The 22,294-nt window shown below is 62.2% G+C and carries 22 protein-coding genes and 1 pseudogene; 13 read left to right on the top strand and 10 right to left on the bottom strand.

All coding sequences use genetic code 11. The features are described from left to right. Positions 1–22 precede the first annotated feature (22 nt). From AACU78_RS22175 to AACU78_RS22165, 3 genes and pseudogenes are all read left to right on the top strand, one after another. Complete coding sequence (locus AACU78_RS22175; protein ID WP_106577821.1) at positions 23–517, top strand: DUF1543 domain-containing protein; 495 nt, start codon at positions 23–25, stop codon at positions 515–517. A 101-nt stretch (positions 518–618) separates the two neighbouring features. Continuing rightward, positions 619–933 (top strand): annotated as a pseudogene (locus tag AACU78_RS22170) (spermidine/putrescine ABC transporter substrate-binding protein PotF); the annotation flags it as partial. A gap of 191 nt (positions 934–1,124) precedes the next feature. Beyond that, positions 1,125–1,292, top strand: a complete 168-nt coding sequence (locus tag AACU78_RS22165) for a hypothetical protein (protein WP_177410094.1) — start codon at positions 1,125–1,127, stop codon at positions 1,290–1,292. A gap of 4 nt (positions 1,293–1,296) precedes the next feature. Here AACU78_RS22165 and AACU78_RS22160 read toward each other — a convergent pair whose 3' ends face one another. Then, entirely contained in the window at positions 1,297–2,502 is a 1,206-nt protein-coding gene (locus AACU78_RS22160) for a TPM domain-containing protein (protein WP_106577820.1), read from the bottom strand. A 53-nt stretch (positions 2,503–2,555) separates the two neighbouring features. After that, positions 2,556–3,356, bottom strand: a complete 801-nt coding sequence (gene dapF, locus AACU78_RS22155) for a diaminopimelate epimerase (RefSeq protein ID WP_106577819.1) — start codon at positions 3,354–3,356, stop codon at positions 2,556–2,558. Positions 3,357–3,465: 109 nt separating this feature from the next. On the opposite strand from dapF, the gene AACU78_RS22150 reads away from it, so the two are divergent. Both AACU78_RS22150 and AACU78_RS22145 read left to right on the top strand, forming a co-directional pair. Continuing rightward, positions 3,466–4,506 carry an alginate lyase family protein gene (locus tag AACU78_RS22150; protein WP_106577818.1) on the top strand — a complete coding sequence of 347 codons (1,041 nt, stop codon included), beginning with the start codon at positions 3,466–3,468 and terminating at the stop codon, positions 4,504–4,506. Positions 4,507–4,548: 42 nt separating this feature from the next. Continuing rightward, positions 4,549–5,079: an AAA family ATPase gene (locus tag AACU78_RS22145; protein WP_106577817.1), complete on the top strand. Its 531-nt coding sequence runs from the start codon at positions 4,549–4,551 to the stop codon at positions 5,077–5,079. 61 nt (positions 5,080–5,140) lie between these two features. Here AACU78_RS22145 and AACU78_RS22140 read toward each other — a convergent pair whose 3' ends face one another. Then, a complete protein-coding gene (locus AACU78_RS22140; protein WP_106577816.1) occupies positions 5,141–6,727 on the bottom strand; it encodes a L,D-transpeptidase family protein in 1,587 nt (528 codons plus the stop codon). A 39-nt stretch (positions 6,728–6,766) separates the two neighbouring features. Between AACU78_RS22140 and AACU78_RS22135 the strand changes: the two genes are divergently transcribed. Continuing rightward, positions 6,767–7,480 (top strand): murein L,D-transpeptidase catalytic domain family protein, encoded by a 714-nt coding sequence (locus AACU78_RS22135; protein WP_106577815.1) that lies wholly within the window; start codon positions 6,767–6,769, stop codon positions 7,478–7,480. 28 nt (positions 7,481–7,508) lie between these two features. Continuing rightward, complete coding sequence (locus tag AACU78_RS22130) at positions 7,509–8,255, top strand: creatininase family protein (protein WP_106577814.1); 747 nt, start codon at positions 7,509–7,511, stop codon at positions 8,253–8,255. A 132-nt stretch (positions 8,256–8,387) separates the two neighbouring features. On the opposite strand, the gene AACU78_RS22125 is transcribed toward AACU78_RS22130, so the two are convergent. Together AACU78_RS22125 and AACU78_RS22120 are read right to left on the bottom strand one after the other, a co-directional pair. Beyond that, on the bottom strand, positions 8,388–8,729 hold the full coding sequence (locus AACU78_RS22125; protein WP_106577813.1) for a hypothetical protein: 342 nt from the start codon (positions 8,727–8,729) through the stop codon (positions 8,388–8,390). A 45-nt stretch (positions 8,730–8,774) separates the two neighbouring features. Beyond that, the gene (locus AACU78_RS22120) at positions 8,775–9,419 is read right to left on the bottom strand and encodes an ATPase (RefSeq protein ID WP_106577812.1); all 645 of its coding nucleotides are present in this window, start codon (positions 9,417–9,419) and stop codon (positions 8,775–8,777) included. A 143-nt stretch (positions 9,420–9,562) separates the two neighbouring features. Between AACU78_RS22120 and AACU78_RS22115 the strand changes: the two genes are divergently transcribed. Continuing rightward, positions 9,563–9,808, top strand: a complete 246-nt coding sequence (locus AACU78_RS22115) for a hypothetical protein (protein ID WP_106577811.1) — start codon at positions 9,563–9,565, stop codon at positions 9,806–9,808. Positions 9,809–9,812: 4 nt separating this feature from the next. Here the strand turns inward: AACU78_RS22115 and yfcF are convergent, their stop codons facing one another. Further along, complete coding sequence (gene yfcF, locus AACU78_RS22110; RefSeq protein ID WP_106577810.1) at positions 9,813–10,445, bottom strand: glutathione transferase; 633 nt, start codon at positions 10,443–10,445, stop codon at positions 9,813–9,815. A 174-nt stretch (positions 10,446–10,619) separates the two neighbouring features. Here yfcF and AACU78_RS22105 point away from each other — a divergent pair, with 174 nt between their 5' ends. Then, positions 10,620–12,053: a hypothetical protein gene (locus AACU78_RS22105; RefSeq protein WP_106577809.1), complete on the top strand. Its 1,434-nt coding sequence runs from the start codon at positions 10,620–10,622 to the stop codon at positions 12,051–12,053. Here the strand turns inward: AACU78_RS22105 and AACU78_RS22100 are convergent. Then, complete coding sequence (locus AACU78_RS22100) at positions 12,050–12,592, bottom strand: DUF924 family protein (protein WP_371924135.1); 543 nt, start codon at positions 12,590–12,592, stop codon at positions 12,050–12,052. The genes AACU78_RS22105 and AACU78_RS22100 overlap by 4 nt on opposite strands. A gap of 127 nt (positions 12,593–12,719) precedes the next feature. Between AACU78_RS22100 and AACU78_RS22095 the strand changes: the two genes are divergently transcribed. Continuing rightward, positions 12,720–13,754 carry a HoxN/HupN/NixA family nickel/cobalt transporter gene (locus AACU78_RS22095; RefSeq protein ID WP_106577808.1) on the top strand — a complete coding sequence of 345 codons (1,035 nt, stop codon included), beginning with the start codon at positions 12,720–12,722 and terminating at the stop codon, positions 13,752–13,754. A gap of 130 nt (positions 13,755–13,884) precedes the next feature. Here AACU78_RS22095 and metE read toward each other — a convergent pair whose 3' ends face one another. From metE to AACU78_RS22080, 3 genes are all read right to left on the bottom strand, one after another. Beyond that, a complete protein-coding gene (gene metE, locus AACU78_RS22090; protein ID WP_106577807.1) occupies positions 13,885–16,173 on the bottom strand; it encodes a 5-methyltetrahydropteroyltriglutamate--homocysteine S-methyltransferase in 2,289 nt (762 codons plus the stop codon). 98 nt (positions 16,174–16,271) lie between these two features. Continuing rightward, a complete protein-coding gene (locus AACU78_RS22085) occupies positions 16,272–16,877 on the bottom strand; it encodes a LysE family translocator (protein WP_106577806.1) in 606 nt (201 codons plus the stop codon). A 73-nt stretch (positions 16,878–16,950) separates the two neighbouring features. Continuing rightward, positions 16,951–17,826 carry a LysR family transcriptional regulator gene (locus AACU78_RS22080; protein WP_106577805.1) on the bottom strand — a complete coding sequence of 292 codons (876 nt, stop codon included), beginning with the start codon at positions 17,824–17,826 and terminating at the stop codon, positions 16,951–16,953. A 116-nt stretch (positions 17,827–17,942) separates the two neighbouring features. On the opposite strand from AACU78_RS22080, the gene AACU78_RS22075 reads away from it, so the two are divergent. The 3 genes from AACU78_RS22075 to AACU78_RS22065 all read left to right on the top strand — a co-directional run bounded on the left by AACU78_RS22075 (position 17,943) and on the right by AACU78_RS22065 (position 22,058). Further along, complete coding sequence (locus tag AACU78_RS22075) at positions 17,943–19,232, top strand: NAD(P)/FAD-dependent oxidoreductase (RefSeq protein WP_106577804.1); 1,290 nt, start codon at positions 17,943–17,945, stop codon at positions 19,230–19,232. A 20-nt stretch (positions 19,233–19,252) separates the two neighbouring features. Beyond that, positions 19,253–20,341 (top strand): polyamine ABC transporter substrate-binding protein, encoded by a 1,089-nt coding sequence (locus AACU78_RS22070; RefSeq protein ID WP_106577803.1) that lies wholly within the window; start codon positions 19,253–19,255, stop codon positions 20,339–20,341. 73 nt (positions 20,342–20,414) lie between these two features. Next, on the top strand, positions 20,415–22,058 hold the full coding sequence (locus AACU78_RS22065; protein WP_106577802.1) for a sensor domain-containing diguanylate cyclase: 1,644 nt from the start codon (positions 20,415–20,417) through the stop codon (positions 22,056–22,058). Positions 22,059–22,294 lie beyond the last annotated feature (236 nt).

Here is a 22,294-nt window from a genome sequence, read left to right as displayed (position 1 = left end):
AAGTCGCCAGGAAGGACCTGCAATGCTGTTTGTCGTGATGCTCGGGGGCAAGCACCCGCGGGCCAGAATTGAAGTTCACGATGTGGTGTTCGCTGTAGCGGACACACTGCAAGACACCTACCCGCAATTGCGCGATGCTTGGTTCGGCAGCCCCAAGGGTGTGCACATCGACTCCTGGATGGCGGTGGATGGCGTCGATGGCTGGAAAGTTGAACTCAGCCACTTGGCCCCTGCTACCGACGCGCACCATCTGTACTTCATCAACCTGGGCGGCTACGAAGCCAACGCTTTTGGCGAAGCCCATCACTATTTGTTGGTGGTCGCCCGCGACAAAAAGGATGCGATGAGCAAGGGAAAACAGCAGATGTTGCGCCATTGGTCCCAGGCCCATACCGATGGCGTGATGGATATTGACGACTGCCTGCCCATTGACCTGGTCGACGGTCGCTACCTGCACCTGGTGCAAGGTTCGCACAGGCCGATCGTGCAACAGAACGACTACATCGTCCTGCCCTGAGTTATCCCTACCCGAACGGGATAGGGCGCCCACCCTCGACCTGCCTGACAATGCAATCAGTCCCCGAACCTGATAACACGCCAACTCAAGGTGGGTCCGCCATGCATAGAGCCTTTATCGCCCTGTTCAGCGCCGTATTGCTTGCCTCGATGCCCGTGAGCCAGGCCGCCGACGACCCGGCCAATACCGTGCGCATCTACAACTGGGCGGACTATATCGGCGACACCACCTTGGCCGACTTTGAAAAGGCGACGGGCATCAAGGTGATCTACGACACCTACGATTCCTACGAAACCGTGCAGGGCAAATTTCTGTCGGGCCGCTCCGGTTACGACCTGGCGTTGCTCAAGGCTTCGCTGGTGCCGCTGCTGATCAAGGGACACGTCTTTCAGCCGCTGGACACATCCCGTTTGCCAGATGGGGTAACGTGTTTGCTGACCTTGCATTTCATCCCGGCCGAGCAGCGCCTGCAAGCGCTCGAGGCGCTGTGGCAACGGTTGTTGCCGGGCGCGCCACTGGTCGTGGCACACCACAGTTTCCCGCAGGCAGCGCAGGAAAAAAGGCCCGCTGGTTGCAACGCTACGCCGCGTTTGCCGTGGACTCCGGCGTGCCGGCGGCAGATGCCGAGCGGGTGATAACGGCGATCAGCGCACAATTGCCGGTGCTGTTTCCCGAGGAGGACGCTGCCTTGATGAGCCAAGCCGGCTTCGAAGGCGTGAAGCTGTTCTATGCCGGCTTCAGCTCCAAGGGCTGGGTGGGCTACAAGCCGCGTTAACGGCTTACCAACTGCCCGACGCACCGCCGCCGCCACTGGAACCACCGCCACCGGACGAGCTGCTGCTGGAGCTGGAACCGGAGCTGCCGGAACTCGAACCGGACCCTCCACCCGACCCCGAGCCGCCATCGGAAATGCTCTGGATAAAGACAATGAACGCCACGACCGAGGCCGCCGGTATCGCCAGGATCCAGCCCTGGTAGCCGTGCCCAAGCATAGAACCGACCGCCACATAAACCGCCGCGACGGCCAGCGCACGCGCGAGAAAAAAGCGTGGTTTGGTCTTCCAGGACTCGCGGATGACGAAGAACAACCCCACGTACAGCGCCAGCACCAACGCGCCGCCAAACGGCAACGCCAGCCAGTGTACGAAGTTGACCGTCACAAAGTGGTCCACCACCAGCAACCCGACGATATACGCCAGCGCGCCTACCACGCAGTAAAACACCGCGCGCGCCAGCCACAGGGCACCGAACGTGGCGCCGCCGATCAGCAGGGTCAGCGGAAGTACCAGCAGGTACAGCGGCCACTCATGGCCGCCGGCGTAAATCGTCAGTAACACCGTGACCGCGACGGTGGCGATCAGCGCCCGGCGCCAGTGCAGCTTGCCGGCAGCGATGAACACACCGCCGATGGCGCCAGCGATAAACGCCAGCAGAACCGCGATGATCTGCGGGTTAACCTGCGGCGCGGCCTGCTCTGGCAGGTCGCCGCCGTCCACCAGCACAGTCAAGTCATTCACCGCTTGTTGCACGCCGCCCGCGTAGTCGCCCTGGCGAAACGCCGGCGTGATGTGTTCTTCGATGATGCGATGGGCCAACAGATCGGTGACCGTGCCTTCCAGGCCATAGCCCACCTCGATGCGTACCTGGCGGTCGTCTTTGGCCACCACCAGCAAGATGCCGTCGTTGACGTCCTTGCGCCCCAGTTTCCAGGCGCGGAACAGTTGATTGGCGTAATCCTCGATACTCGCGCCGCCGGTAGTGGGCACCAGCAGTACCGCGACTTGCGCGCCTTTGCGCTGTTCAAGGGCGGCGAGTTGGTCTTTGAGGCGCGTGGTGGAGCTGGCGTCGAGGGTATTGGTGAGGTCGATCACGCGCTGGTCGAGGGCGACGCCGATGGGCGAGGTCTGTGCCTGGGCAGCGCTCAGCAGGCCGATGAACATCAGCGCCAGTAGACTCAACACGGATTGCCGCAGAATCGCCATCATGTTTGATACCTGAGTTTCGTCCTGAAGGCGCCGACTTTACCTTATTGACACGCTCACACGTAGGCCGTGCCCTGCATGATCGGCTGCACGCTGCCGGTCAAAACCACACCGCCCTGCCCGTCCCACTGCACCGTGACCGTGCCGCCGTCGCACTGCACCTGCACCGTGTCATCCAGCAGGCCGCGCCGGATCCCGTTGACCACCGCGCCGCAGCAACACGAGCCGGAACCCAGCGGCACGCCGCCACCGCGCTCCCAGATACGCAGACGAATATGCGCGCGGTCCAGCACCTGCACAAAATGTACATTGGTCCTGGCCGGGAACAGCGCATGGGTTTCCAGCGCCGGACCTGCGGCTGCCACGTCGATGGCGGCGAGGTCATGGACAAAAAACGTACAGTGCGGGTTGCCCATGCTGCACGCCGCCGGATCGCCCTTGATCGGCAAGACAAGAGTCTGCATGGCGACGGCCAGCGGCACTGACGACCACTCCAACGACGGCGCACCCATGTCCACCGCCACCTGCTGGCCCGCTGCGCGTACGCACGTCAGTAGGCCACGGTCGGTGCGCAGCACGATCGAATCGGTGCCGGCTTCGTGCATCAAGCGGTCGGCGACACCTCGCGTGGCACTGCCGCAGGTTTGCAGCGGCGTACCGTTGGGGTTCCAGAATTTGATACGCGCGGCAGCGTCGACGCCGTCGAGGATCACCGCCAACTGATTGAAACCGATGCCGGTGTGGCGATCGCCCAGACGGCGGGCGACTTGCGCGGTGATCGGGTCTTCCTGGCCACGGCGGTCGATGATGATGAAATCGTCGCCATGGGCATGCATCTTCACAAAGGGCAAGGTCATGGGCTGTCCGGTGGGTGAGCGCGATTGGAGGGTGAGCATACGGGAGTTTCATCCAGACCGATTCGTCCGCATGTTAGCGTGTGGGCGTTCTGATCCGGCAGAGCCCGCCATGAAAATAACCCGCTTCGCTTTGACCGCACTGCTGCTCGCGTTTTCCCACGCGACTCTGGCGGCCGCTCAACCTCCCAGCCTGTGCCAGCCGAGCGCCTCGAAGCCGACGGCCACGGCGCTGCTCGCTGCCGCAGAACGGCACCTGGCTGACCGCCCCACCCCCCTGGCCCATGTGCACACCGAAGGCACACTGCCTCACCACGGCATTCGCGAGCAAAGCATTGCCGCCGAAAAAGACTGGCCGGTGATGCGCCAGGCCGCGCTGGCGTGGCGGTTGAGCGGCGACCCGCGTTACCTCAGGCAAGTCGACGACTACCTTGGCGCGTGGGCCGATGTGTATCAACCGGACTTCAACCCGATCGACGAAACCAACCTCGACCTGCTGATCAGTGCTTATGCGCTGACTGCCGATAACCTGCGCCTGGAAACCCGCGCAGCCAGCCGTCGCTTGATCAGTGATCTGGGCAATGGCTACCTCGCGCGTATCCAGCAGTTCCATGGCCAGAACAAAGGCACCCAGACCAACAACTGGCAAAGCCATCGCGTCAAGTTGATCACGGTGGCCGCCGCTGCACTGGGCGACCGGACGATGCTCGAGCAGGCCCACCAGGTCTTCAAGCAGCAGATCGCCGACAATGTGTTGCCCGATGGCTCGGTCACCGATTTTCACGACCGCGATGCCCTGCACTACGTGGTCTACGACCTTGAGCCTCTGGTGCAAGCTGCCCTGGCGGCTAAACCCTACGGCGGCGACTGGCTGAACCTCAAGGCCAATGGCGCGTCCCTGGGTGCCGCCCTGGATTGGCTGGTGCCGTATGCCAATGGCCAACGCAGCCACCAGGAGTTCGTGCACACCCACGTGCAATTCGACAGGGACCGCGCCGGGGTGGGCGAAGCCGGCTACAGCGGCACCTGGGACCCCAAAAGCAGCGCCACGCTGTTCTGGCTGGCGGCGCAACTGGACAAGCGCTACCTGCCTGTGGCAACGCAATTGGCCGCCCACCCGGCCGAGTGGATCAGTGCCTGCTATTTGCCGTAAGCGCGGCTAGACTGGCCGGGTTGCTCTTTCAAGGGATTGACCATGCTTGTTGTATTCAGCGGCCTGCCCGGCACCGGCAAGACCACGATTGCCAGCCAGCTGGCGCGCCAGACCGGTGCCGCCTATCTGCGTATTGATGTGATCGAACAGGCGCTCCGGGATGCGGGCGTGTTGGCGCAAGGTGTAGGCACCAGCGGCTACGGCGTGGCCAATGCGCTGGCGTTGAGCAATTTGCGCTTGGGGCACACCGTCGTCGCAGACGGTGTAAACCCGGTCAGGGAAAGCCGCGAGGCATGGAAAGCGGTGGCGATTCAAGCAGGCGTCGAGTGGGTTGATATTCAGGTGATTTGCTCTGATGAGCGAGAACATCAGCGCCGTGTCGAACAGCGTGCGGGGGATATTCCCGGCCTGACTCCTCCCGACTGGCGGTCCGTATCGGCGCATGAATATGAGGCCTGGGACCCAAAGCCACTGACGATCGATACCGCCCGCGTGACAGCGGATCAGGCGGTAGCGTTGATCATGGCGCACATCAAACCCGTGGCAAGCGCGCTGGCGCCCGGTGGGCGCTGAAGATGTGACGGTGGCGCCGTCCCAGCAGAGCAAGCACCCCTGCCCTGCGTAGGTGGCATTTCTACAGCACGGCGCCCATCGCCTTCATCAATACCGGATCACGCCCATAAATATCCGGTGCGTAGACCAGGCCGCCCTGGCGATCGACTTCTACCGTCCAGTACCCCAGCAACACCGGCACCGGTGTGGCGAGCCTGAATTCATGGGTCACGCCGGTAGCCAGCAGTTCATCGGTGCGGGTGCGTTCGGCCGGGCTCACCAGCAAGTCGCGCAGCAGCAACGGCTGTTCCACCCTCACACACCCCGAACTGAACGCCCGCGGGCCTTTGGTGAACAACGGTTGGCTTGGTGTGTCGTGCAGGTACACCGAGTACGGGTTGGGAAAGCGCATCACGATCTTGCCCAACGGGTTACGCGGGCCGGCCTCCTGGCGCAGGAGAATGTTGCCGGGGCGCGACCAATCGACCTGATCGGGCGCCAAGGGGCGACCCTGGGCGTCAAGCACTTGCAGGTTTTGCTGGCGCAAGTACTCGGGGTTCAGACGGATAGCCGGGAGCTTGTCCTCGCGCATGATGGTGGGCGGGATGGTCCAGGTGGGGTTCAGCGTCAGCCGCGTGATGCGCGACTTGAGCAGCGGCGTCTGACGCTCCGCGCGCCCGACTTGCAGGCGGGTTTGCCACACAGGAATACCGCTCTGGTAAACGCTCAATTGCGCGGCGGCGACGTTGACCAGCACGCCTTCAGGCTCAAGGTCCTGGGCGAGCCAGCGAAAGCGCTCCAGGTTGATACGCAGTTGGTCGCGGCGCATCGCCGGGCTGATGTTGAGTTCGGCCACGGTACCGGCGCCGATCACGCCGTCGGCCTGTAACGAGTGGCTGGCCTGGAAGGCCTTGACTGCCTTGACCAGCTCGTCGCGGTATTGCTTGCCAGTGCCACTGGGCACCTTGGCCAGGTAGCCACCGCTGTGCAGGCGCCGCGCCAGTTCCGGCACGCGCGGGTCTTCCATGCCGGGACGCAAGAGTGGCCCGCTGGCAACCGGGTCCCAATGTGGCAACGGTTGCAGGCGCACTGAGGCATAGGCATTGCGCAGGCTGCGGTACAGATCGGCGCTGGGCCGCGCCTGGTCAAAGGCTTGCGCCATGTCTTGCAGGCCGGCGGCGGCGAAGGCCAGCACTTCGGTATTCGGGTCGCGGGCGGGTGGCTGGGAATGCCACAACGGTTCGAAGCGCGATTGCTGCAGGCGCCCGTAGTGCAAATCCTGCAGGGCTTGCAGGTACTGGCGGCTGGTGTCGATGTCGCTGCACAGCACGTTGGCCGTGGCATCCGCCGGGGGCAGGCTATAGTGGCTGGGGTCCAGGCCGTCGTCGGCCAGCATCAGCAATTGGGTGTGCAAGGCTTGGCGGCGATCTTCGGCGGACCACAGCGGCCCATCACCCTGCTGCTGATAGAACGCCTGCAGGCGCGCAAGGGCTGCGGCGTCGATCTGCGGGGCGAGGCTGGTGCACACACTGGGCAACTGCGCGAGAGCCTGTTGCACCGGGCTTGCGGAAATAACTGGCACGGCGCCCATCGGCAGCTCATCAGCCGTCGCGACCAGTGGTGCAACGAGCAGGCAAATGCTCAAGTAACATGCGTGTTTTTTGAACAATTGACTTGGCTCCAATCCACAGCGGGGGACGCTTTGTAGATGCTGACTTTTATGTGTCGCTTCGGTTTGATCACCGTCACCCTGGCAACGTTGAGCAATTTTGCGCTCGCCGCCAATGGGAATCCTCCTAACTTGTATAGCAGCCTGGCGCGCTCGGCTCCAGAACTCAATCCCGCCGTGCTCAAAAGCGCCCTGAGCGCGGTGCAGTGCGCCGTCAATAACGGCGAGGAACAGTCAGAGCGCCTAGCGGTTATTGACTACTCCCAACCCTCGACCGCCCGTCGGTTATGGATTTTCGATTTGCGCAAAAAGACCCTCGTGTTGCGCGACCTGGTGGCCCACGGTGCCAAGTCCGGGGAAAACTTCGCCACGCAATTTTCCAATCTCGAAGGCAGTCATCAGTCCAGCCTGGGCTTGTTCCGCACCCAGGAAAGTTACCTGGGCGCCCATGGCTACTCGTTGCGCATGGACGGCCTGGAGCCCGGTTTCAATGACCAGGCCCGTGACCGCGCGCTGGTGATTCATGCCGCCGACTACGTCAACCCGGCGTGGAGCAAGCGCGAAGGCCGCATCGGCCGCAGCCAGGGTTGCCCGGCGGTGCGCCCGCAAGTGGCGCGCCAGGTGGTGGATAAACTCAAGGATGGGCAGTTCATGTTTTCCTGGTACCCGGACCAGCGCTGGTTGAAGTCATCGACGTATCTGAACTGCAAGCCCCAACAAGTGGCGAGTAGTCGTACAATCCGTGGTGGTTAGCCTGTCCCACAGATAAAGAGAGCGCCGCATGCTTCTACATACATCCACCTGGATCGAGATCGGGCAGTTTCTGGAACGCAGCCGCACGGTGGTGATTCCCATCGGATCCAACGAACAACACGGCCCCACCGGCCTGCTGGGCACCGACTGGATGTGCCCGGAGATCATCGCCCACGAGGCGCAGAAGAGCGCCGACATCCTGATCGGCCCGACCTTCAATATCGGCATGGCCCAGCACCACCTGGGTTTTCCCGGCACCATCTCCCTGCGCCCTTCCACCTTTATCGCCGCCATTGGCGACTGGGTGCGCTCGCTGGCCGGGCACGGTTTCGAGAAGATCCTGTTCCTGAATGGCCACGGCGGCAATATCGCCACCATTGAAGCGGCGTTTTCCGAGCTGTACGCCGAAGCCAGTTTTGCCCGCCGCCCCGCCGGCTTCGCGCTCAAGCTGGTGAACTGGTGGGACCTGGAAGGCGTGCACGATTTGGCTCAACGCCAATTCCCGGTGGGCCACGGCAGCCATGCCACGCCGTCGGAAATTGCGGTGACGCAGTGGGCGTACCCGCAATCGATCAAGTCCGCCGAGTATTCTCCGCAAATCGCCAATACCGGGCCGATCCGCGAAGCGCTGGACTTCCGCGCCCGCTTCCCTGACGGGCGCATGGGTTCGGACCCGGCGCTGGCGACGGTGGAAAAAGGCGGTGAGTTGGTGGCGTTGGCGGCCAAGGGGTTGGTCAAGACCGTGAACACCTTCAGCAGCGAAGCAAAACCCTAGCCCAGGCCCCTCGCAAATGTGGGAGCGGGCTTGCTCGCGAAGCAGTGCAGCAGTCAATAAATGTATCGACTGATACGCCGCCTTCGCGAGCAAGCCCGCTCCCACACATTCACACCCTCAGGCGTGCCTGGATTATTTGCAGTCCTGCGCCGCCAGCTCCAGCCGCGACGGTTTGATCGCCGACGCCAGTGGCTTGCGTTCGTACACGAACACCTTGGTGCCGTCCTGGGACTTGTAGGCCTCCAGCACATCATCGGCTGCAATCTTGCTGGTCAACACCACCTTGGCGTGGCGCGAGTTCTGCGTCACCGTCGAGGTGATGCCGCGCTTTTCAAGCTTGGGCACAACGCATTGCACATAGCCTTCAGGTGTTTTATCGGTTTGCAGGGTCAAGCTTGGAGCGTTGGGAGCAGTGATACAACCGGTCAGCAACAACGAAGCAAAAGCCAGGGCCGGGACGAAAAAAGAGCGCATAAACATTCCTGAAAATAACCAATAGGGTTCACAACGATCCGCGCGTCATCCCGCGCGGACCAAGGCCTTTAGCGACGCATCAAACTGCTTCAAGGCATCGAGCTGTACATCACGCTGTTGTTCAATCTGCGCGGCAATTTCCGGGGCCGCCTTGTCATGCACCCATACCGACGGCACCTGTTTGTGCACCGAGCCTTCAGCCTTGGCGATGTATTGCAGGTCGGCGTCATAGAACCGCGCCACAAAACGCGCCTCAACCTGATCGTTACGCTGGGTCAGCAATTGATTATGGGTATCGAGCATCACCACCACATCCGGGTGAGCCTGCACCAGCTCATCCAGGCTGCTGTAGACCGTGACGATGCGAAACGTGCCCTGCAATGAACTCATCAGCCAATCAATCGCCAGTTCCGGGTCGGAGCTGTTGACGAACGCCTCGCGGATGCGCCCGTCAAGGGCGTCCCTGGCGCCGCTCATGGCCATGGCGTGGTAGCGTTCAAGGTAACTGAGGTTGTCGCGGGTGTTTTCGCTGTACAACACACCCACCGACTGCGCGCGCTGCAGGGAGTCTACGCTACCGACGAGTGGCAGCAAATGGCCCGTACGCAGTTCATCGGCAAATGCCGGACTGGTCAGGACCACACTGCCGAACATCAGCATCATTAAACCCAGTTGGATAATCGTCCTCATCGCGCATTTCCTTGATCAGCGTCTCGATGCGCTGATTCTGCGCTTTTGGCATAAAAACAGAACTTGCGATGCTTGATGGTGACTATCATTTGAACCGATAGTGTCGCGTCTCCCGATCTCTATAAAACTATAAGGACCACGCCATGAAGCCCCACCAGAAAACCTTCGACCGCATCCGCGAAGCCGTACTGCCGGAGTTTCGCGAGCGGGTCGCCGATTACCTGGTCGATTATGAAGACGTGCTGCAGGACGAGGCCGCCGACGCCGACCAGCGTTACGCCAGCGCCCAGCAATTGCGCGGCTACCTGCGGGGCTTGAACACCACCCGAGTGCTGGGCATGGCGGACTGGGAAGACCTCGACCGGCGCGTGGCCCAGGAATGGATGTAAACCCTTAGAGCGGTGGGCGTTGCAGGTTGACCCATGCCTGCACCGACGGCCGCTGCCATTGGCGTTGCGCATAGTCCACCCATTCGGCTGGCACACTGTCACCGTTGAGGATCAAGCGATTGAGCATCACCGCCAGGTCGAGGTCGGCAATCGACCACTGGCCAAACAGGTACGGTGGATTGCCGGCCAACAGCGCCTGCGTCGCACTGAACAACTTGCGCACGGCGGCTTCGGCGGCGGGCGACAACGGCGGCATCTTCTGCCCGTAAAACACCACCAGCGTCGAGCGCTCCTGACGGATCGCCAGCAAATCACTGCGCAACCACGCCTGAACCTGCCGCGCCCTCGCCCGCTGCTGTGGGTCAGCCGGGTACACCGGCGTTTCGGGATAGACCTGTTCCAGATACTCGCTGATCGCGCAAGATTCCGACAGGGCAAACTCGCCTTCCACCAACGTCGGCACACGCTGGGTCAGCGACAGCTGGGTAAAGTCCGCCGTCTGGTTTTGCGCGGTGTCCAGGTCCAGCGTGAGCAGGTCGAACGCCAGGCCTTTTTCGCGCAGGGTGACAAACACCGACATCGCGTAGGGGCTGGTGAACTGGGCATCCACATAGAGGCGTAACGGGCGCGGGTGCATGGCAGGTCTCCTTGGGTGAAGACCCACGCTACGAGATGCGGCGCCATAAAGACAATGGCGGTTTTTTATGGGGGCATTCCTGGCGGGAATAGCCACGATAGTGGCAATATCGTATCGATTCGCTAGTCTGCGAAAACGCCCCGCCATTCGAAGCTTTCAAGGAAAGATCAGCTTATGAAACAAGCAGTTGTCGTCATTCACGGCATCGGCGAGCAGCGCCCGATGGACACCCTGCATGGCTTTGTGGATGCCATGATTCCCGCCGACACGCCCGACGGCACGCCCTTCTACTGGAGCAAGCCGGATCGGCTGTCACGCAATTTCGACCTGCGTGTCTTGAAGTCGTCCGGCCGCACCAGCACGGATTTTTACGAGTATTACTGGGCCCACAAGATGCAAGGCACCAAAGTCGGCCATCTGCTCAGTTGGCTCTGGGACATCTTCAAGCGCCCGCGCCGCGATATTCCCGACGCCATCGTACCGATCTGGCGCACCACGCGCTGGACGGTGATGCTGCTGTTGCTGCTGGTCGCTACCGGCACCCTCGCCACGGCCTGGGGCCAGTTCGATCACAGCGACAACCCGTTCGCGCTGGTGCCGTTGCTGCTCGGCGCTATCGGCCTGGCGCTGCGTTACTCGGCCCTGTCCTACCTGGGCGACGCCGCCCGTTACCTCAGCCCCAACCCGCAGAACGTGGTGGTGCGCGAGCAGATCCGCGCCGACGGCGTGGCCTTGCTGCGTGCCCTGCACAATAAAGGCGATTACGACCGCATCATCGTGGTCGGCCACAGTCTGGGCAGCGTGATCGCCTACGACATCGTCGGTTATCTGTGGCACGAACATCACGATCAGCTCACCCAAGTCATCCCCAGCAACCGCGAACTCGCCAGCCGTTACGCCAATCACGAAGCGCTGCAACCGGTCATCAAGGACACGCTGCCCAACGCCGGCGCCGCGCTTGACGGCAGCCTGGGCAGCATTTTGAAATTTCGCGAGCAGCAGACCGAAGCCTTTATCGAGCAGCGCGGCCTGGGCAACCCGTGGCGCATTACCGATCTGGTAACCGTCGGCAGCCCGATGGCCCACGCGAGCCTGTTGCTGGGGCGCAGCGTCAGTGATTTCAAAAAACGCATGGAGCGCCGCGAAGCCCCCGCCTGCCCGCCCACTCAGGACGAAAAGGGTTACGGCTACCATGCGCGTCATCCGGTGATGCTCGGCCAGAAACCCTTCACGCCCCAGTATTTGCACCACGCGGCAGCATTCGCAGTGACGCGCTGGACCAACCTCTATTTTCCCGCGCCCTATGGCCTGTTTGGCGACATCGTCGCGGGCCCGGTCAGCCCGGTGATGGGCGCAGGCGTGCTGGATTTGCCGGTGACCGTGGGCTCGCGCAAAGGCTGGCTCGCACGCTCGTGGCTCAGCCACACCCACTACTGGAGCGAGCGCGGCGGTGCCCAAGGTTACCTCGGCGCGCTCACCACGGATGAACACGCGATCACCCAGGGCCCGCGCCCGTCGGCCACTGAAGCATTGCGCTGGGCCGTCGACCTCAAGGGCCTGCGGCGCTTGCGCCCGGCGCGTGCCAAGGAAAACCTGACACAGGCTTAGCCGGCAAAACCGCCTTTATCGAGAAACTCACGCTCTTTCGCCGTGGTGACCCTGGCCAACACCTCGTTACGGTGCGCGAAGCGCCCAAACCGTTCGATGATCGCGGCGTGCTCTTTGGCCCAATGGTAGGTGCTGGCATCCAGCTGCTGGTTCAATACCAACGAGCGCTGCTGATCGGCCGGGTCTTCCGAATGCTCGAACGGCAAGTAACAAAACGCCCGCAGCTCGGGCTCGATCAACTGGTCCAGGCCAGCGTCGACCATCCGCCGAGCGTACAAGCGCGCCAGCGGGTCGGTGGCGAACATGTGCGCGGTGCCACGAAAGGCATTGCGCGGGTATTGATCCAGCAGGATCAGCAAGGCCAGCGCGCCATGCGCCGAATCCAGCCAGCCCTCCAGTTCGCGCCGGGCCGCTTGCATATGCGTGGCATAAAAGGTGTCGCGAAAGGCCGCGTCAAACGCATCGTCCTTGGTAAACCAGCGCTTGGGGCCCGCCTGTTTCCAGAACTCGATCACCGCTTCGGCCGGTTGCCCGTTCATGTTCGACATCATTACCTCCCATTGGCCTGCAGATTTCATCATTGACGCCGGCAGAATCCATTAAGTTTCCCCTCTGGAGCCGCTCCTGCTTCGCAGCGGTCGTGCCATCGCATAAAGGGTTTACCGGATGATCCACCGTCTTGCCCAGGTTTTCAGTGATTCCAATAGCCACGTTCGCACCAAGCTGTTTGGCATCTACGGTATTTTGATCGCCATTAACGTCGGCGCCTGGCTCTGGGCGCTGGTGGCGTTTCATCAGCACCCCGTGTTACTGGGCACTGCCCTGCTGGCCTACAGTTTCGGCCTGCGCCACGCGGTGGACGCCGACCATATCGCCGCCATCGACAACGCCACCCGCAAGCTGATGCAAGAGCACAAACGCCCGGTGGCGGTGGGGTTCTTTTTCTCTCTGGGGCATTCGTCGGTGGTGGTGCTGGCCTCGATTGGCGTGGCCCTTACCGCCGCACATGTCGAGGCGTTCAAGGCGATTGGCGGTGTGATCGGCACGTCCGTGTCAGCGGTCTTTTTGCTGGTGATCGCGCTGATGAATTTGGTGATCCTGCGGTCGATCTACAAGGCCTGGCGTCACGTGCGCGAGGGCGGCGCTTACGTCGAAGAGGATTTTGACCTGCTGCTGGCCGACCGCGGTTTCATGGCGCGAATCTTCCGCCCGCTGTTTCGCCTGATCAGCCGCAGTTGGCACCTGTACCCGCTGGGTTTTCTGTTTGGCCTGGGGTTTGACACCGCCACCGAAATCGCCCTGCTGGGCATTTCCGCCACGCAGGCGGCGCAGGGCTTATCGCCGTGGTCGATCATGGTGTTCCCGCTGCTGTTCAGCGCCGGCATGTCGCTGGTGGACACGCTGGACGGCCATTTGATGCTGGGTGCCTACGGCTGGGCGTACATGAAGCCGCTGCGCAAGCTCTACTACAACATGAGCATTACCTTGGTCTCGGTGGTCGTGGCAGTGATCATCGGCAGCATCGAGGCGCTGGGGCTGATTGCCGACCAGCTGGAGCTCAAGGGTGATTTCTGGGGCTTTATCGGCAACCTCAACGACAGCTTCGGAATGCTCGGTTACATCATCATCGGAATTTTCGTCGCCAGCTGGGCGGCGTCGGTGTTGCTGTACCGCTTGAAGGGCTTTGACCGGCTCGCCTGACGTCGAGAAGCTGTTATGACGAGCAAGCTCGCCATAACAGGCATAGGCTGCAGGCCGGGATGCAGGTCAGCCACATTCGGGACTGACACACTGCAATCGCGGGCAAGCCCCTCCCGATTTGTAAATCGCGTTACGCCAGCTCAGCCCGCAGTTGACGCGCCGCGGTGACCATATGCACCAACGCCGCTTCTGTCTCCGGCCAGCCCCGGGTTTTCAAACCGCAATCCGGGTTGACCCACAGGCGCTCGGCCGGAATCCGCTGGGCGGCCTTGCGCAGCAAGTGGGCCATTTGCGACGCATCCGGCACGCGGGGCGAATGGATGTCGTAGACGCCGGGGCCGATGTCATTGGGGTACGCGAACGCTTCGAACGCGTCCAGCAGTTCCATGTCCGAGCGCGACGTCTCAATGGTGATCACGTCGGCGTCCATTGCCGCGATGGACTCGATCACATCGTTGAACTCGCTGTAGCACATGTGCGTGTGGATCTGGGTTTCGTCACGCACGCCGCAGGCACACAAGCGGAACGCTTCGGTGGCCCAATCCAGGTAGTGTTGCCACTGCGCCCGGCGCAACGGCAAGCCTTCACGGAACGCCGCTTCGTCGATCTGCACGATCTTGATGCCGGCCGCCTCCAGGTCAACCACTTCGTCACGAATCGCCAGCGCCAGTTGACGCGCCTGCACTTCGCGGCTGACGTCTTCGCGCGCAAACGACCACATCAGCATGGTTACCGGGCCGGTCAGCATGCCCTTCATCACCTTGCTGGTCAGGCCTTGGGCGTAGCGGATCCACTCCACGGTCATGGCGTTCGGGCGGCTCAGGTCGCCGAAGATCACCGCCGGTTTCACGCAGCGCGAACCGTAGCTCTGTACCCAACCGAAGCGGGTGAACACGTAGCCGTCGAGTTGTTCGGCGAAGTACTCGACCATGTCATTTCGTTCGGCTTCGCCGTGCACCAGCACATCAAGGCCGAGGTTTTCCTGCACTTGCACGGCGTGCCTGATCTCGCTGTGCATCGCTTCGACGTACTCGGCTTCGCTCAACTTGCCGGCTTTGTACGACTGGCGCGCCAGGCGGATCGAGGCGGTTTGCGGGAACGAACCGATGGTGGTGGTCGGCAACAGTGGCAGGTTGAGGCCGGCACGTTGCTGCTCGATACGCTGGGCAAACCGCGACTGGCGCTGACTGTCCTTGGCGGTAATCGCCGCCACGCGGGCTTGTACGGCAGGTTTGTGAATTCGCGTTGAAGCCGCGCGGGCCACTTGCACGGCGCGGCTCTGCGCCAACGCGGCACGTACATTCGGCGCCTGCGGTGTGTAGACGGCCTGGGCCAGCACCGCCACTTCCGCGCACTTCTGCACCGCGAAGGCCAGCCAGCTTTTCAACTCGGCATCCAGCGTGTCTTCACGGTCCAGGTCCACCGGGCTGTGCAGCAATGAGCAGGACGGCGCCACCCACAGGCGATCACCCAACTTTTCATGTGCGTGCTGCAAGGTCGCCAGGGCCTTTTCCAGGTCGCAGCGCCAGACGTTGCGGCCATTGACCACGCCCAGGGACAACACTTTGTAAGCCGGCAGGCGATCAAGAATGGTCGGGTACTGGTCCGGTGCACGCACCAGATCGATGTGCAAACCGTCGACCGGCAGGTTGGCGGCCAGGCCGAGGTTTTCTTCCAGACCACCGAAGTAGGTGGCCACGAGCTTTTTCAGCGGGTCGCGCTGGATCTGGTTGTAGGCGCGCTCAAAGGCATTTTTCCAGTCTTGTGGCAAGTCCAGAACCAGGATCGGCTCGTCGATCTGCACCCATTCAACGCCCAGCTCAGCCAGGCGCTGGAAGATCTGGCCGTACAGCGGCAGCAGGCGGTCAAGCAGGTCAAGTTTGTCGAAGTCGACACCCTTGGCCTTGCCCAACCACAAGTAGGTCAGCGGGCCGATGACGACCGGCTTGACGTTGTGGCCCAGGTCACGGGCTTCCCTGACCTCTTCAAACAGCTGCTCCCAACCCAGGTGGAATTGCTGGTCAGCACTGAATTCAGGCACCAGATAGTGGTAGTTGGTATCGAACCACTTGGTCATTTCCTGGGCGTGGGCACCGCCGCAGCAGTTGTCGCTGACGCCACGGGCCATGCCGAACAGCGTGTGCAATGTGGCGTGGCCGTCGGCTGGGCGGAAGCGCTCAGGGATCACGCCGAACATCAATGAATGAGTCAGGACCTGGTCGTACCAGGCGAAATCACCGGCCGGTAACAGCTCGATGCCGGCTTGCTTCTGCAACGCCCAGTGAGTTTTGCGCAAGCCACGGCCAACGGCGCGCAGGCCGGCTTCGTCGAGTTCGCCCTTCCAGAACGCTTCCTGCGCTTTTTTCAGTTCACGATCGCGTCCAATGCGCGGAAATCCCAGGGAATGAGCGACTGCCATGACTTACAACTCCAATGTCGATATTTGATGGCAGCCATTGTCGACACCCACTCATCGTGAGACAAACTCATTATATTCCAGATGATCACAAGATCCGCTCATGTTGAAATCAGGTGAACATAGAACGCGTGAAACATGAAATACGCACAACCGGCCAACGCCAGGCCCATGCACCGGTTGAACACGGTGAACGCCGACGCGCCGTTGATCCGCCGCCCCAACACCGCGCCCAGCAAGGCGTAAATCCACGGCGCGCCGACCGCGCCCAGCCCCAGCAACGCCGAAACCCCGGCAATGGATGCCCCGGTGATATGCGCCGCCGGCAGCATCACGCTGGTAATCGGCAAGACCGCCACGATGCCCTTGGGGTTGAGCAACTGAATCACCAGGCCATTCCAGAACGTGAGGGCCTTGCCCGGCGTGTTTGAAGATTCTTCAACCACCGTGCGGGCAGTGAACACCTGGTAGGCGAGGTACAGCGTGTACACGCCGCCGACCAGCGAGATATACGGCAGCGCCGCCTGAGAAATGATCGCCTCGCCGGTGTAGCCAAACAGCACGAACATCAACAGCATCGCGCAGCCCACGCCGAGGTAGAACCCGCTGGAGCGACGGAATTTGCCGGTGAGCCCGGCATTCAGCCCCATCAGGTTCACGGGGCCGGGGCTGTACATGACGCTGAAGGCGTAGAGGAAAATGTCCATGGAGAAACCTGCAGTAGAAGAAGTCCGGCGAGTCTACTGAGGCGGTTTGCGCTGGATCTTGTACGTTTGTGGTTCAGCGTTGCGCCTGGTGGGCGAACCACGCCATGACCACGCCGCAGCCTGCGTGGGACGCCGCCTGCGGTTGCACGCACAACGCGTAAACGCCGCCCGTCACCAACGGTTCGCCCAACGGCACAACCAGCACACCGCGCTCGATGGATTCGGCCGCCAGGGTCAAGTCAGTCATTGCCACGCCCAGCCCGCGCGCGGCGGCGTCAAGCGCCAATTCGTCAAGGTTGAAGGGGATGTGCCGGTAGTCGTCCAGCGTGCCGGCGCTGTTGGCGGCCAACCATACGCGCCAGTCCTGCCGGTCGACTGAACGGTGCAGCAGCGCCACGTGCCGCAGGTCTGTAAAGGTTGATAACGGGCCAACTTGAGGTGCACACACCGGCACCAGCTGTTCCTGGAACAGCGTCAGGCACGCCGGATCAGTGGGCGGCGTGGGCAGGTACTGAATGTAGGCATCGCTGTCGTCGGCGGGCTCGACCCCTTCGGTGGCAACCGTCTCGATGGCCAGGGAAATGTCCGGGTGCAACCGGTAGAAATCACTCAGCTTTGGCAGCAGCCAGCGCACGGCCAGCGACACGTGCAGGCGGATGCGAAACGGGCGTGTGTGCGGCGAAATGCGGTCTTCCAGCACTTTGAGTTGCGCCAGCATACTGCGCGCGTAAATCAGCACCTGCTCGCCTTCGGCTGTCAGCCGCAGGCTGCGGCTGGTGCGTGTAAACAGGGCCACGCCGAAATGGCTCTCCAATTGCTGGATCTGGCGACTGACAGCGCTCTGGGTCAGGCACAGCGTCTGCGCAGCCTGGGTGAAGCTGGCGCTGTCGCTGACTTCCACCAACGCCTGCAGGCCCTGCAGCGACGGCACGTGACGAAGCTTATCCATGCGATTTCCGAATAGCTGGATGATTTTATAACGTTGGTTGTATCACCCAAGCCCCTATAGATTCCAGCCATCGACTTAAATCATTCATGCGAACAACGCATGCAGCCGAGGCACACGTGGACAATATCTGTGGCTGGATAGCCCAAACCAAACCCCTGCCCGCTCGTAGCGCCTTGACCGGCACACAACAGGCCGACTGGCTGGTGATTGGCGCCGGCATCACCGGGCTCTGCGCCGCCCATAGCCTGACAACCCTGCACCCCGAAGCGCGCATCGTGATTGTTGACCGTCAGTGCGCGGCCCAGGGCGCCTCCGCGCGAAACTCGGGGTTTGTGGTGGCGCACGAACACCCGGCCGAAAGCGAGTTGCTGGGCACCGCAGGCTTCGAGGGTTTTGAAGTGGACACCGCGATCTCACGCGCGGCGAGTGACGAGGTGCGCCAACGCATCGCCGGCCATGGCATCGACTGCGATTTTCGCGACGACGGTTACTTCTTCGCCGTGCATGACGCCGACAAGCTCGATCACGTCGACCACACACTCGCCACCCTGCTCGCCCTGGGCGCCTCTGCGCAATGTCTGCAAGGCGAGGCGCTGCGCCAGAAACTCGGCACCGCGCATTACCAGGCCGGCATCTGGTGCGGCAACGGCAACGCCCTGCTGCAACCGGCCAAGTACGTGAAGGGCTTGCTGGCCGCGTTGCCAGCCTCGGTCAGCCTGTTTGAAAACACTGACATCACCGGCCTTGAGCGCACGGGCAACGGCGCCCTGCGCGCGACCAGCCGTGCGGGCAGTATTGAAGCGCGACACGTGCTGGTGTGCCTAAATGCGTTTATCCCGCGTGTCGGACTGGACCAAAGCGCCACGTTCCCCATGGAACTGAGTGCCAGTCTCACCCGCCCACTCACAGAAAAAGAATGCGCCGCCGCGCCCTGGGGCGTGCTGTCGACGCGGCCACTGGGTGCCACCGTGCGGCTCACGCCGGACCGGCGCGTGATGATTCGCAACACCGCCGAGTACCGCACCCGCGACTTGTCCAACGCCGACTTGCTGCAGCGCCGCCAGCGCCATGTGCTGGGTTTGCAACGGCGCTTCCCGTGGCTCACCGAACAGGACATCCATTACACCTGGACAGGCCACCTCAGTGCGTCGCGGTCCGGCCAGCCGTACTTCGCCAAGGTCCAAGACAACCTGTACGCCATCGCTGGCTGCAACGGTTCCGGCGTCGCGCGCGGCACGCTGTGGGGGCGGTTGATGGCGGAGTGGGCCTCGGGGCACCAATCGCCGCTGCTGCAATCGGTGATCCAGCGTGCGCAGCCCGGTTGGTTGCCGCCGCGCCCGCTGTTCGACCTCGGCGCCCTGCTGCGCATGCGCATCGAAGCGGTGCGTGCCCGATCAGAAATCTGACAACAACAAAGGTGAATGCAATGCACATCAAGCAATGGTCCGTGGCGGTAATGCTCAGTGCGTTTTCGGCGGCCGGCTATGCCGCTGAAGAGGTGAATATCTCCAACTGGAACGGCTATATCGCCGACGACACCCTTACACGCTTTACTCAGGCCACCGGCATCACGCCCACTTACGACATCCATGACAGCAACGAAGTGCTCGAATCCAAGTTGATGACCGGCAACACCGGCTACGACGTGGTCAGCCCTTCAAACCACTTTCTGTCGCGGCTGATCAAGGCCGGCGCGATCCAGAAGCTCGACCGCAGCCAGTTGCCGAACTGGAAAAACCTCGACCCGCTGCTGATGAAGAAGCTTGAGGTCAACGACCCGGGCAACCAGTATGGCTTTCCCTATATGTGGGGCACGGCGGGTATCGGCTATAACGTCGAGAAGATCAAGGCACTCTTTGGCAGCACTGACGTCACCCGGTCCTGGAAGATGTTCTTTGATGAAGACACGATCAAAAAACTCAGCACCTGCGGCGTGGCGATCATCGACAACCCGACGCAGATCCTGCCCATCACCCTCAATTACCTGGGCCTGCCCCATCACAGCCATGAGCCGGCCGACTATAAACAGGCCGAACAGGCCCTGTTGAAAATCCGCCCTTACATCCAGTACTTCCACGCGTCCAAGTACATCAGTGACTTGGCCAACGGCAATATCTGCGCGGTGATCGGTTTCAATGGCGACGTGGTGCAGGCGGCCGCGAGCGCCAAAGAAGCCAAAAACGGTATCGAGATTGCCTACTCGATCCCGCAGGAAGGCTCGACGCTGTGGCTGGACATGGTGGTGATGCCCAAGGCCGCGCCGCACGAAAAGAACGCCTACGCCTACATGAATTACCTGCTCGAGCCCAAGGTGATCGCCAACATCAGCAACAGCATCCACTACGCCAACCCCAACAGTGCGGCAGATGAGTTCCTCACGCCGGCCGTGAAACAGGACCTGGCGATCTACCCGCCGAAAAGCGTGATGGACAGCCTGTTTATCGTCGAGGACCTGCCCCCGGCGATAGCGCGGCTGGCCACCCGGCTGTGGACCAAATTGAAGACCAACACATAAGCGCGCCTGCTGCTGGCCGTAGCCCATCCATAACGCATACCATGGCTCAAAATAAACACTCAAATGAGCCCCCATGATCAAAGCCAGCCTGCGCAGTCACCTGACCCTATGGTTTGCCGGTTTATCACTGGTCACACTCCTGAGCGTGGGCCTCTATGTTGGTCATATCGCCACCGAGCAAATGAAGCAGGCCAGCGGCAACTCGCTGCTCAGCACGGCGCGCTCGACGGCCGCGCTGTTGGCCGTGCAACTGCGCGAGCGGCAGCTGGAAGTGTCGCTGCTGAGCAAGGCCCCGATCATGCGCAAGGGCGACCTGACCGCGCCGGATATCCTGACGCTGATGGAACTGCGCACCCAATCGCGCGCGGAGTATGCATGGATGGGCGTGGCCGATGCTGACGGGCGCGTGCGCCAGGCGGTCAACGGCTTGCTGGTCAATCAATCAGTGCAGCAGCGGCCTTGGTTTCAGGCCGGCATGCGCGCCGAGTACACCGGAGATCCCCACGAGGCGGTGTTGCTCGCCAAGCTGCTGCCGGGAGCGGCGGACGGTGAGCCACTGCGCTTTATCGATTTCGCCGCACCGATCCGCAATGCCCAGGGTGACACGATTGGCGTGCTGGGCGCCCATGCCCACTGGAGCTGGGTCACCCAGATCGTCGATTCCGCCGTGATGCAAAAGGATGCCATCCCACAGATCGAGGCGTTGATCGTCGACATTGACGGCAAGGTGCTTTACCCGGAATTGCTCGCGGGCGAACAAATGCCGCTGGACCAACTGCACACGCCCGCTGGCTGGTTCACCGGCAACGGCTACGTCACGGCATCGGTGGCGGTGCCGAGCCCGTCGAATGCGAAAATGAACTGGTACATCATGGTGCGACAACCGTTAGACGTCGCACTGCAACCGGCGCACAACCTGTTGTACAAATTACTCATGCTGGGTGTGCTCGCGGCGTTCATCTTTGTGCTGGCCGCTTACTACCTCGCCTCGTCACTCAGCCGCCCCATCGAGCGCCTGGCCAGGTCCGCCAAACAGGTGCAAGACCAGCAGCCCGGCGCCGTCTTCCCCCAGGAGCATCCGGTGCTGGAAATCGCCCAACTGGGCCGTTCCATCAGCAGCATGACCCAATCCTTGCTGACCAAGGAGCGCGAACTGCAGGAAGCCAATGCCTCGCTGGAAGCCACCGTCACCCAGCGCACTGCCGCCCTCACCCAGGCCAATGCCGACCTGCTGAAACTGGCCACGCACGACGCACTGACCGGCGTTTACAACCGCCGCCGTTTCGACGAAAAACTCGCCGAGAGCAGCCTGTTGTTCCAACGCACCGGCCGCACCTTTGCCTTGCTGCTGATCGACGCCGACTATTTCAAGCGCGTCAACGACACCTACGGTCACGCCGTCGGCGATGACGTGCTGTGCCAACTGGCGGCGCTGATCGAGAGCACCACGCGCGCCACCGACTTTGTCGCGCGATACGGCGGTGAAGAATTTGCAGTATTGCTGCCGGAGGTTGAAGAGCCGGACAGCCCCGACGTGGTTGCCGAAAAAATCCGTGCGGCCGTGGCGGCGGCAAACTTCCCAACAGTGGGCCAGGTTACGGTGAGTATTGGTGTGAGCATCGCGCAGCCCTCGGACCGCGATTCTCTGGGGCTGCTCAAGCGGGCGGACATGCAATTGTATGAGGCCAAGGGCGCAGGCCGGAATCGGGTGTCGTAAGCGACACTGATGAACCACTGTGGCTTGCTGTGTTAAGTGGGCTTCCTGTAGCGAGCGGGCTTGCCCCGCGTTGGGCTGCGCAGCAGCCCCACTAAGAGCGCCGCACCCATTCAGGCACATCGCGCCAGCCGGGTTCAGGGCGGCTTCGCCCCCCAACGCGGGGCAAGCCCGCTCGCCACAAGAGGCCTGCTCGCCACTCGATGTCGGTTTGCCGCAAGCGCCCCGTTCGCCCCCAA

The organism is Pseudomonas sp. R9.37 (assembly GCF_963878885.1).
Lineage (GTDB): Bacteria > Pseudomonadota > Gammaproteobacteria > Pseudomonadales > Pseudomonadaceae > Aquipseudomonas.
The sequence above is the reverse complement of the archived record's forward strand: the minus strand, read 5'-3'. Positions and strand labels throughout refer to the sequence as shown.

Coding starts and splice junctions, on each gene's coding strand:
- AACU78_RS22135 (WP_106577815.1), top strand. CDS start 6,767: ATGCTGACTTTTATGTGTCGCTTCGGTTTGATCACCGTCACCCTGGCA.
- AACU78_RS22115 (WP_106577811.1), top strand. CDS start 9,563: ATGAAGCCCCACCAGAAAACCTTCGACCGCATCCGCGAAGCCGTACTG.
- AACU78_RS22120 (WP_106577812.1), bottom strand. CDS start 9,419: ATGAGGACGATTATCCAACTGGGTTTAATGATGCTGATGTTCGGCAGT.
- AACU78_RS22105 (WP_106577809.1), top strand. CDS start 10,620: ATGAAACAAGCAGTTGTCGTCATTCACGGCATCGGCGAGCAGCGCCCG.
- AACU78_RS22070 (WP_106577803.1), top strand. CDS start 19,253: ATGCACATCAAGCAATGGTCCGTGGCGGTAATGCTCAGTGCGTTTTCG.
- yfcF (WP_106577810.1), bottom strand. CDS start 10,445: ATGCACCCGCGCCCGTTACGCCTCTATGTGGATGCCCAGTTCACCAGC.
- AACU78_RS22175 (WP_106577821.1), top strand. CDS start 23: ATGCTGTTTGTCGTGATGCTCGGGGGCAAGCACCCGCGGGCCAGAATT.
- AACU78_RS22095 (WP_106577808.1), top strand. CDS start 12,720: ATGATCCACCGTCTTGCCCAGGTTTTCAGTGATTCCAATAGCCACGTT.
- AACU78_RS22160 (WP_106577820.1), bottom strand. CDS start 2,502: ATGATGGCGATTCTGCGGCAATCCGTGTTGAGTCTACTGGCGCTGATG.
- AACU78_RS22085 (WP_106577806.1), bottom strand. CDS start 16,877: ATGGACATTTTCCTCTACGCCTTCAGCGTCATGTACAGCCCCGGCCCC.
- metE (WP_106577807.1), bottom strand. CDS start 16,173: ATGGCAGTCGCTCATTCCCTGGGATTTCCGCGCATTGGACGCGATCGT.
- AACU78_RS22080 (WP_106577805.1), bottom strand. CDS start 17,826: ATGGATAAGCTTCGTCACGTGCCGTCGCTGCAGGGCCTGCAGGCGTTG.
- AACU78_RS22100 (WP_371924135.1), bottom strand. CDS start 12,592: ATGAACGGGCAACCGGCCGAAGCGGTGATCGAGTTCTGGAAACAGGCG.
- AACU78_RS22125 (WP_106577813.1), bottom strand. CDS start 8,729: ATGCGCTCTTTTTTCGTCCCGGCCCTGGCTTTTGCTTCGTTGTTGCTG.
- AACU78_RS22150 (WP_106577818.1), top strand. CDS start 3,466: ATGAAAATAACCCGCTTCGCTTTGACCGCACTGCTGCTCGCGTTTTCC.
- dapF (WP_106577819.1), bottom strand. CDS start 3,356: ATGACCTTGCCCTTTGTGAAGATGCATGCCCATGGCGACGATTTCATC.
- AACU78_RS22145 (WP_106577817.1), top strand. CDS start 4,549: ATGCTTGTTGTATTCAGCGGCCTGCCCGGCACCGGCAAGACCACGATT.
- AACU78_RS22065 (WP_106577802.1), top strand. CDS start 20,415: ATGATCAAAGCCAGCCTGCGCAGTCACCTGACCCTATGGTTTGCCGGT.
- AACU78_RS22130 (WP_106577814.1), top strand. CDS start 7,509: ATGCTTCTACATACATCCACCTGGATCGAGATCGGGCAGTTTCTGGAA.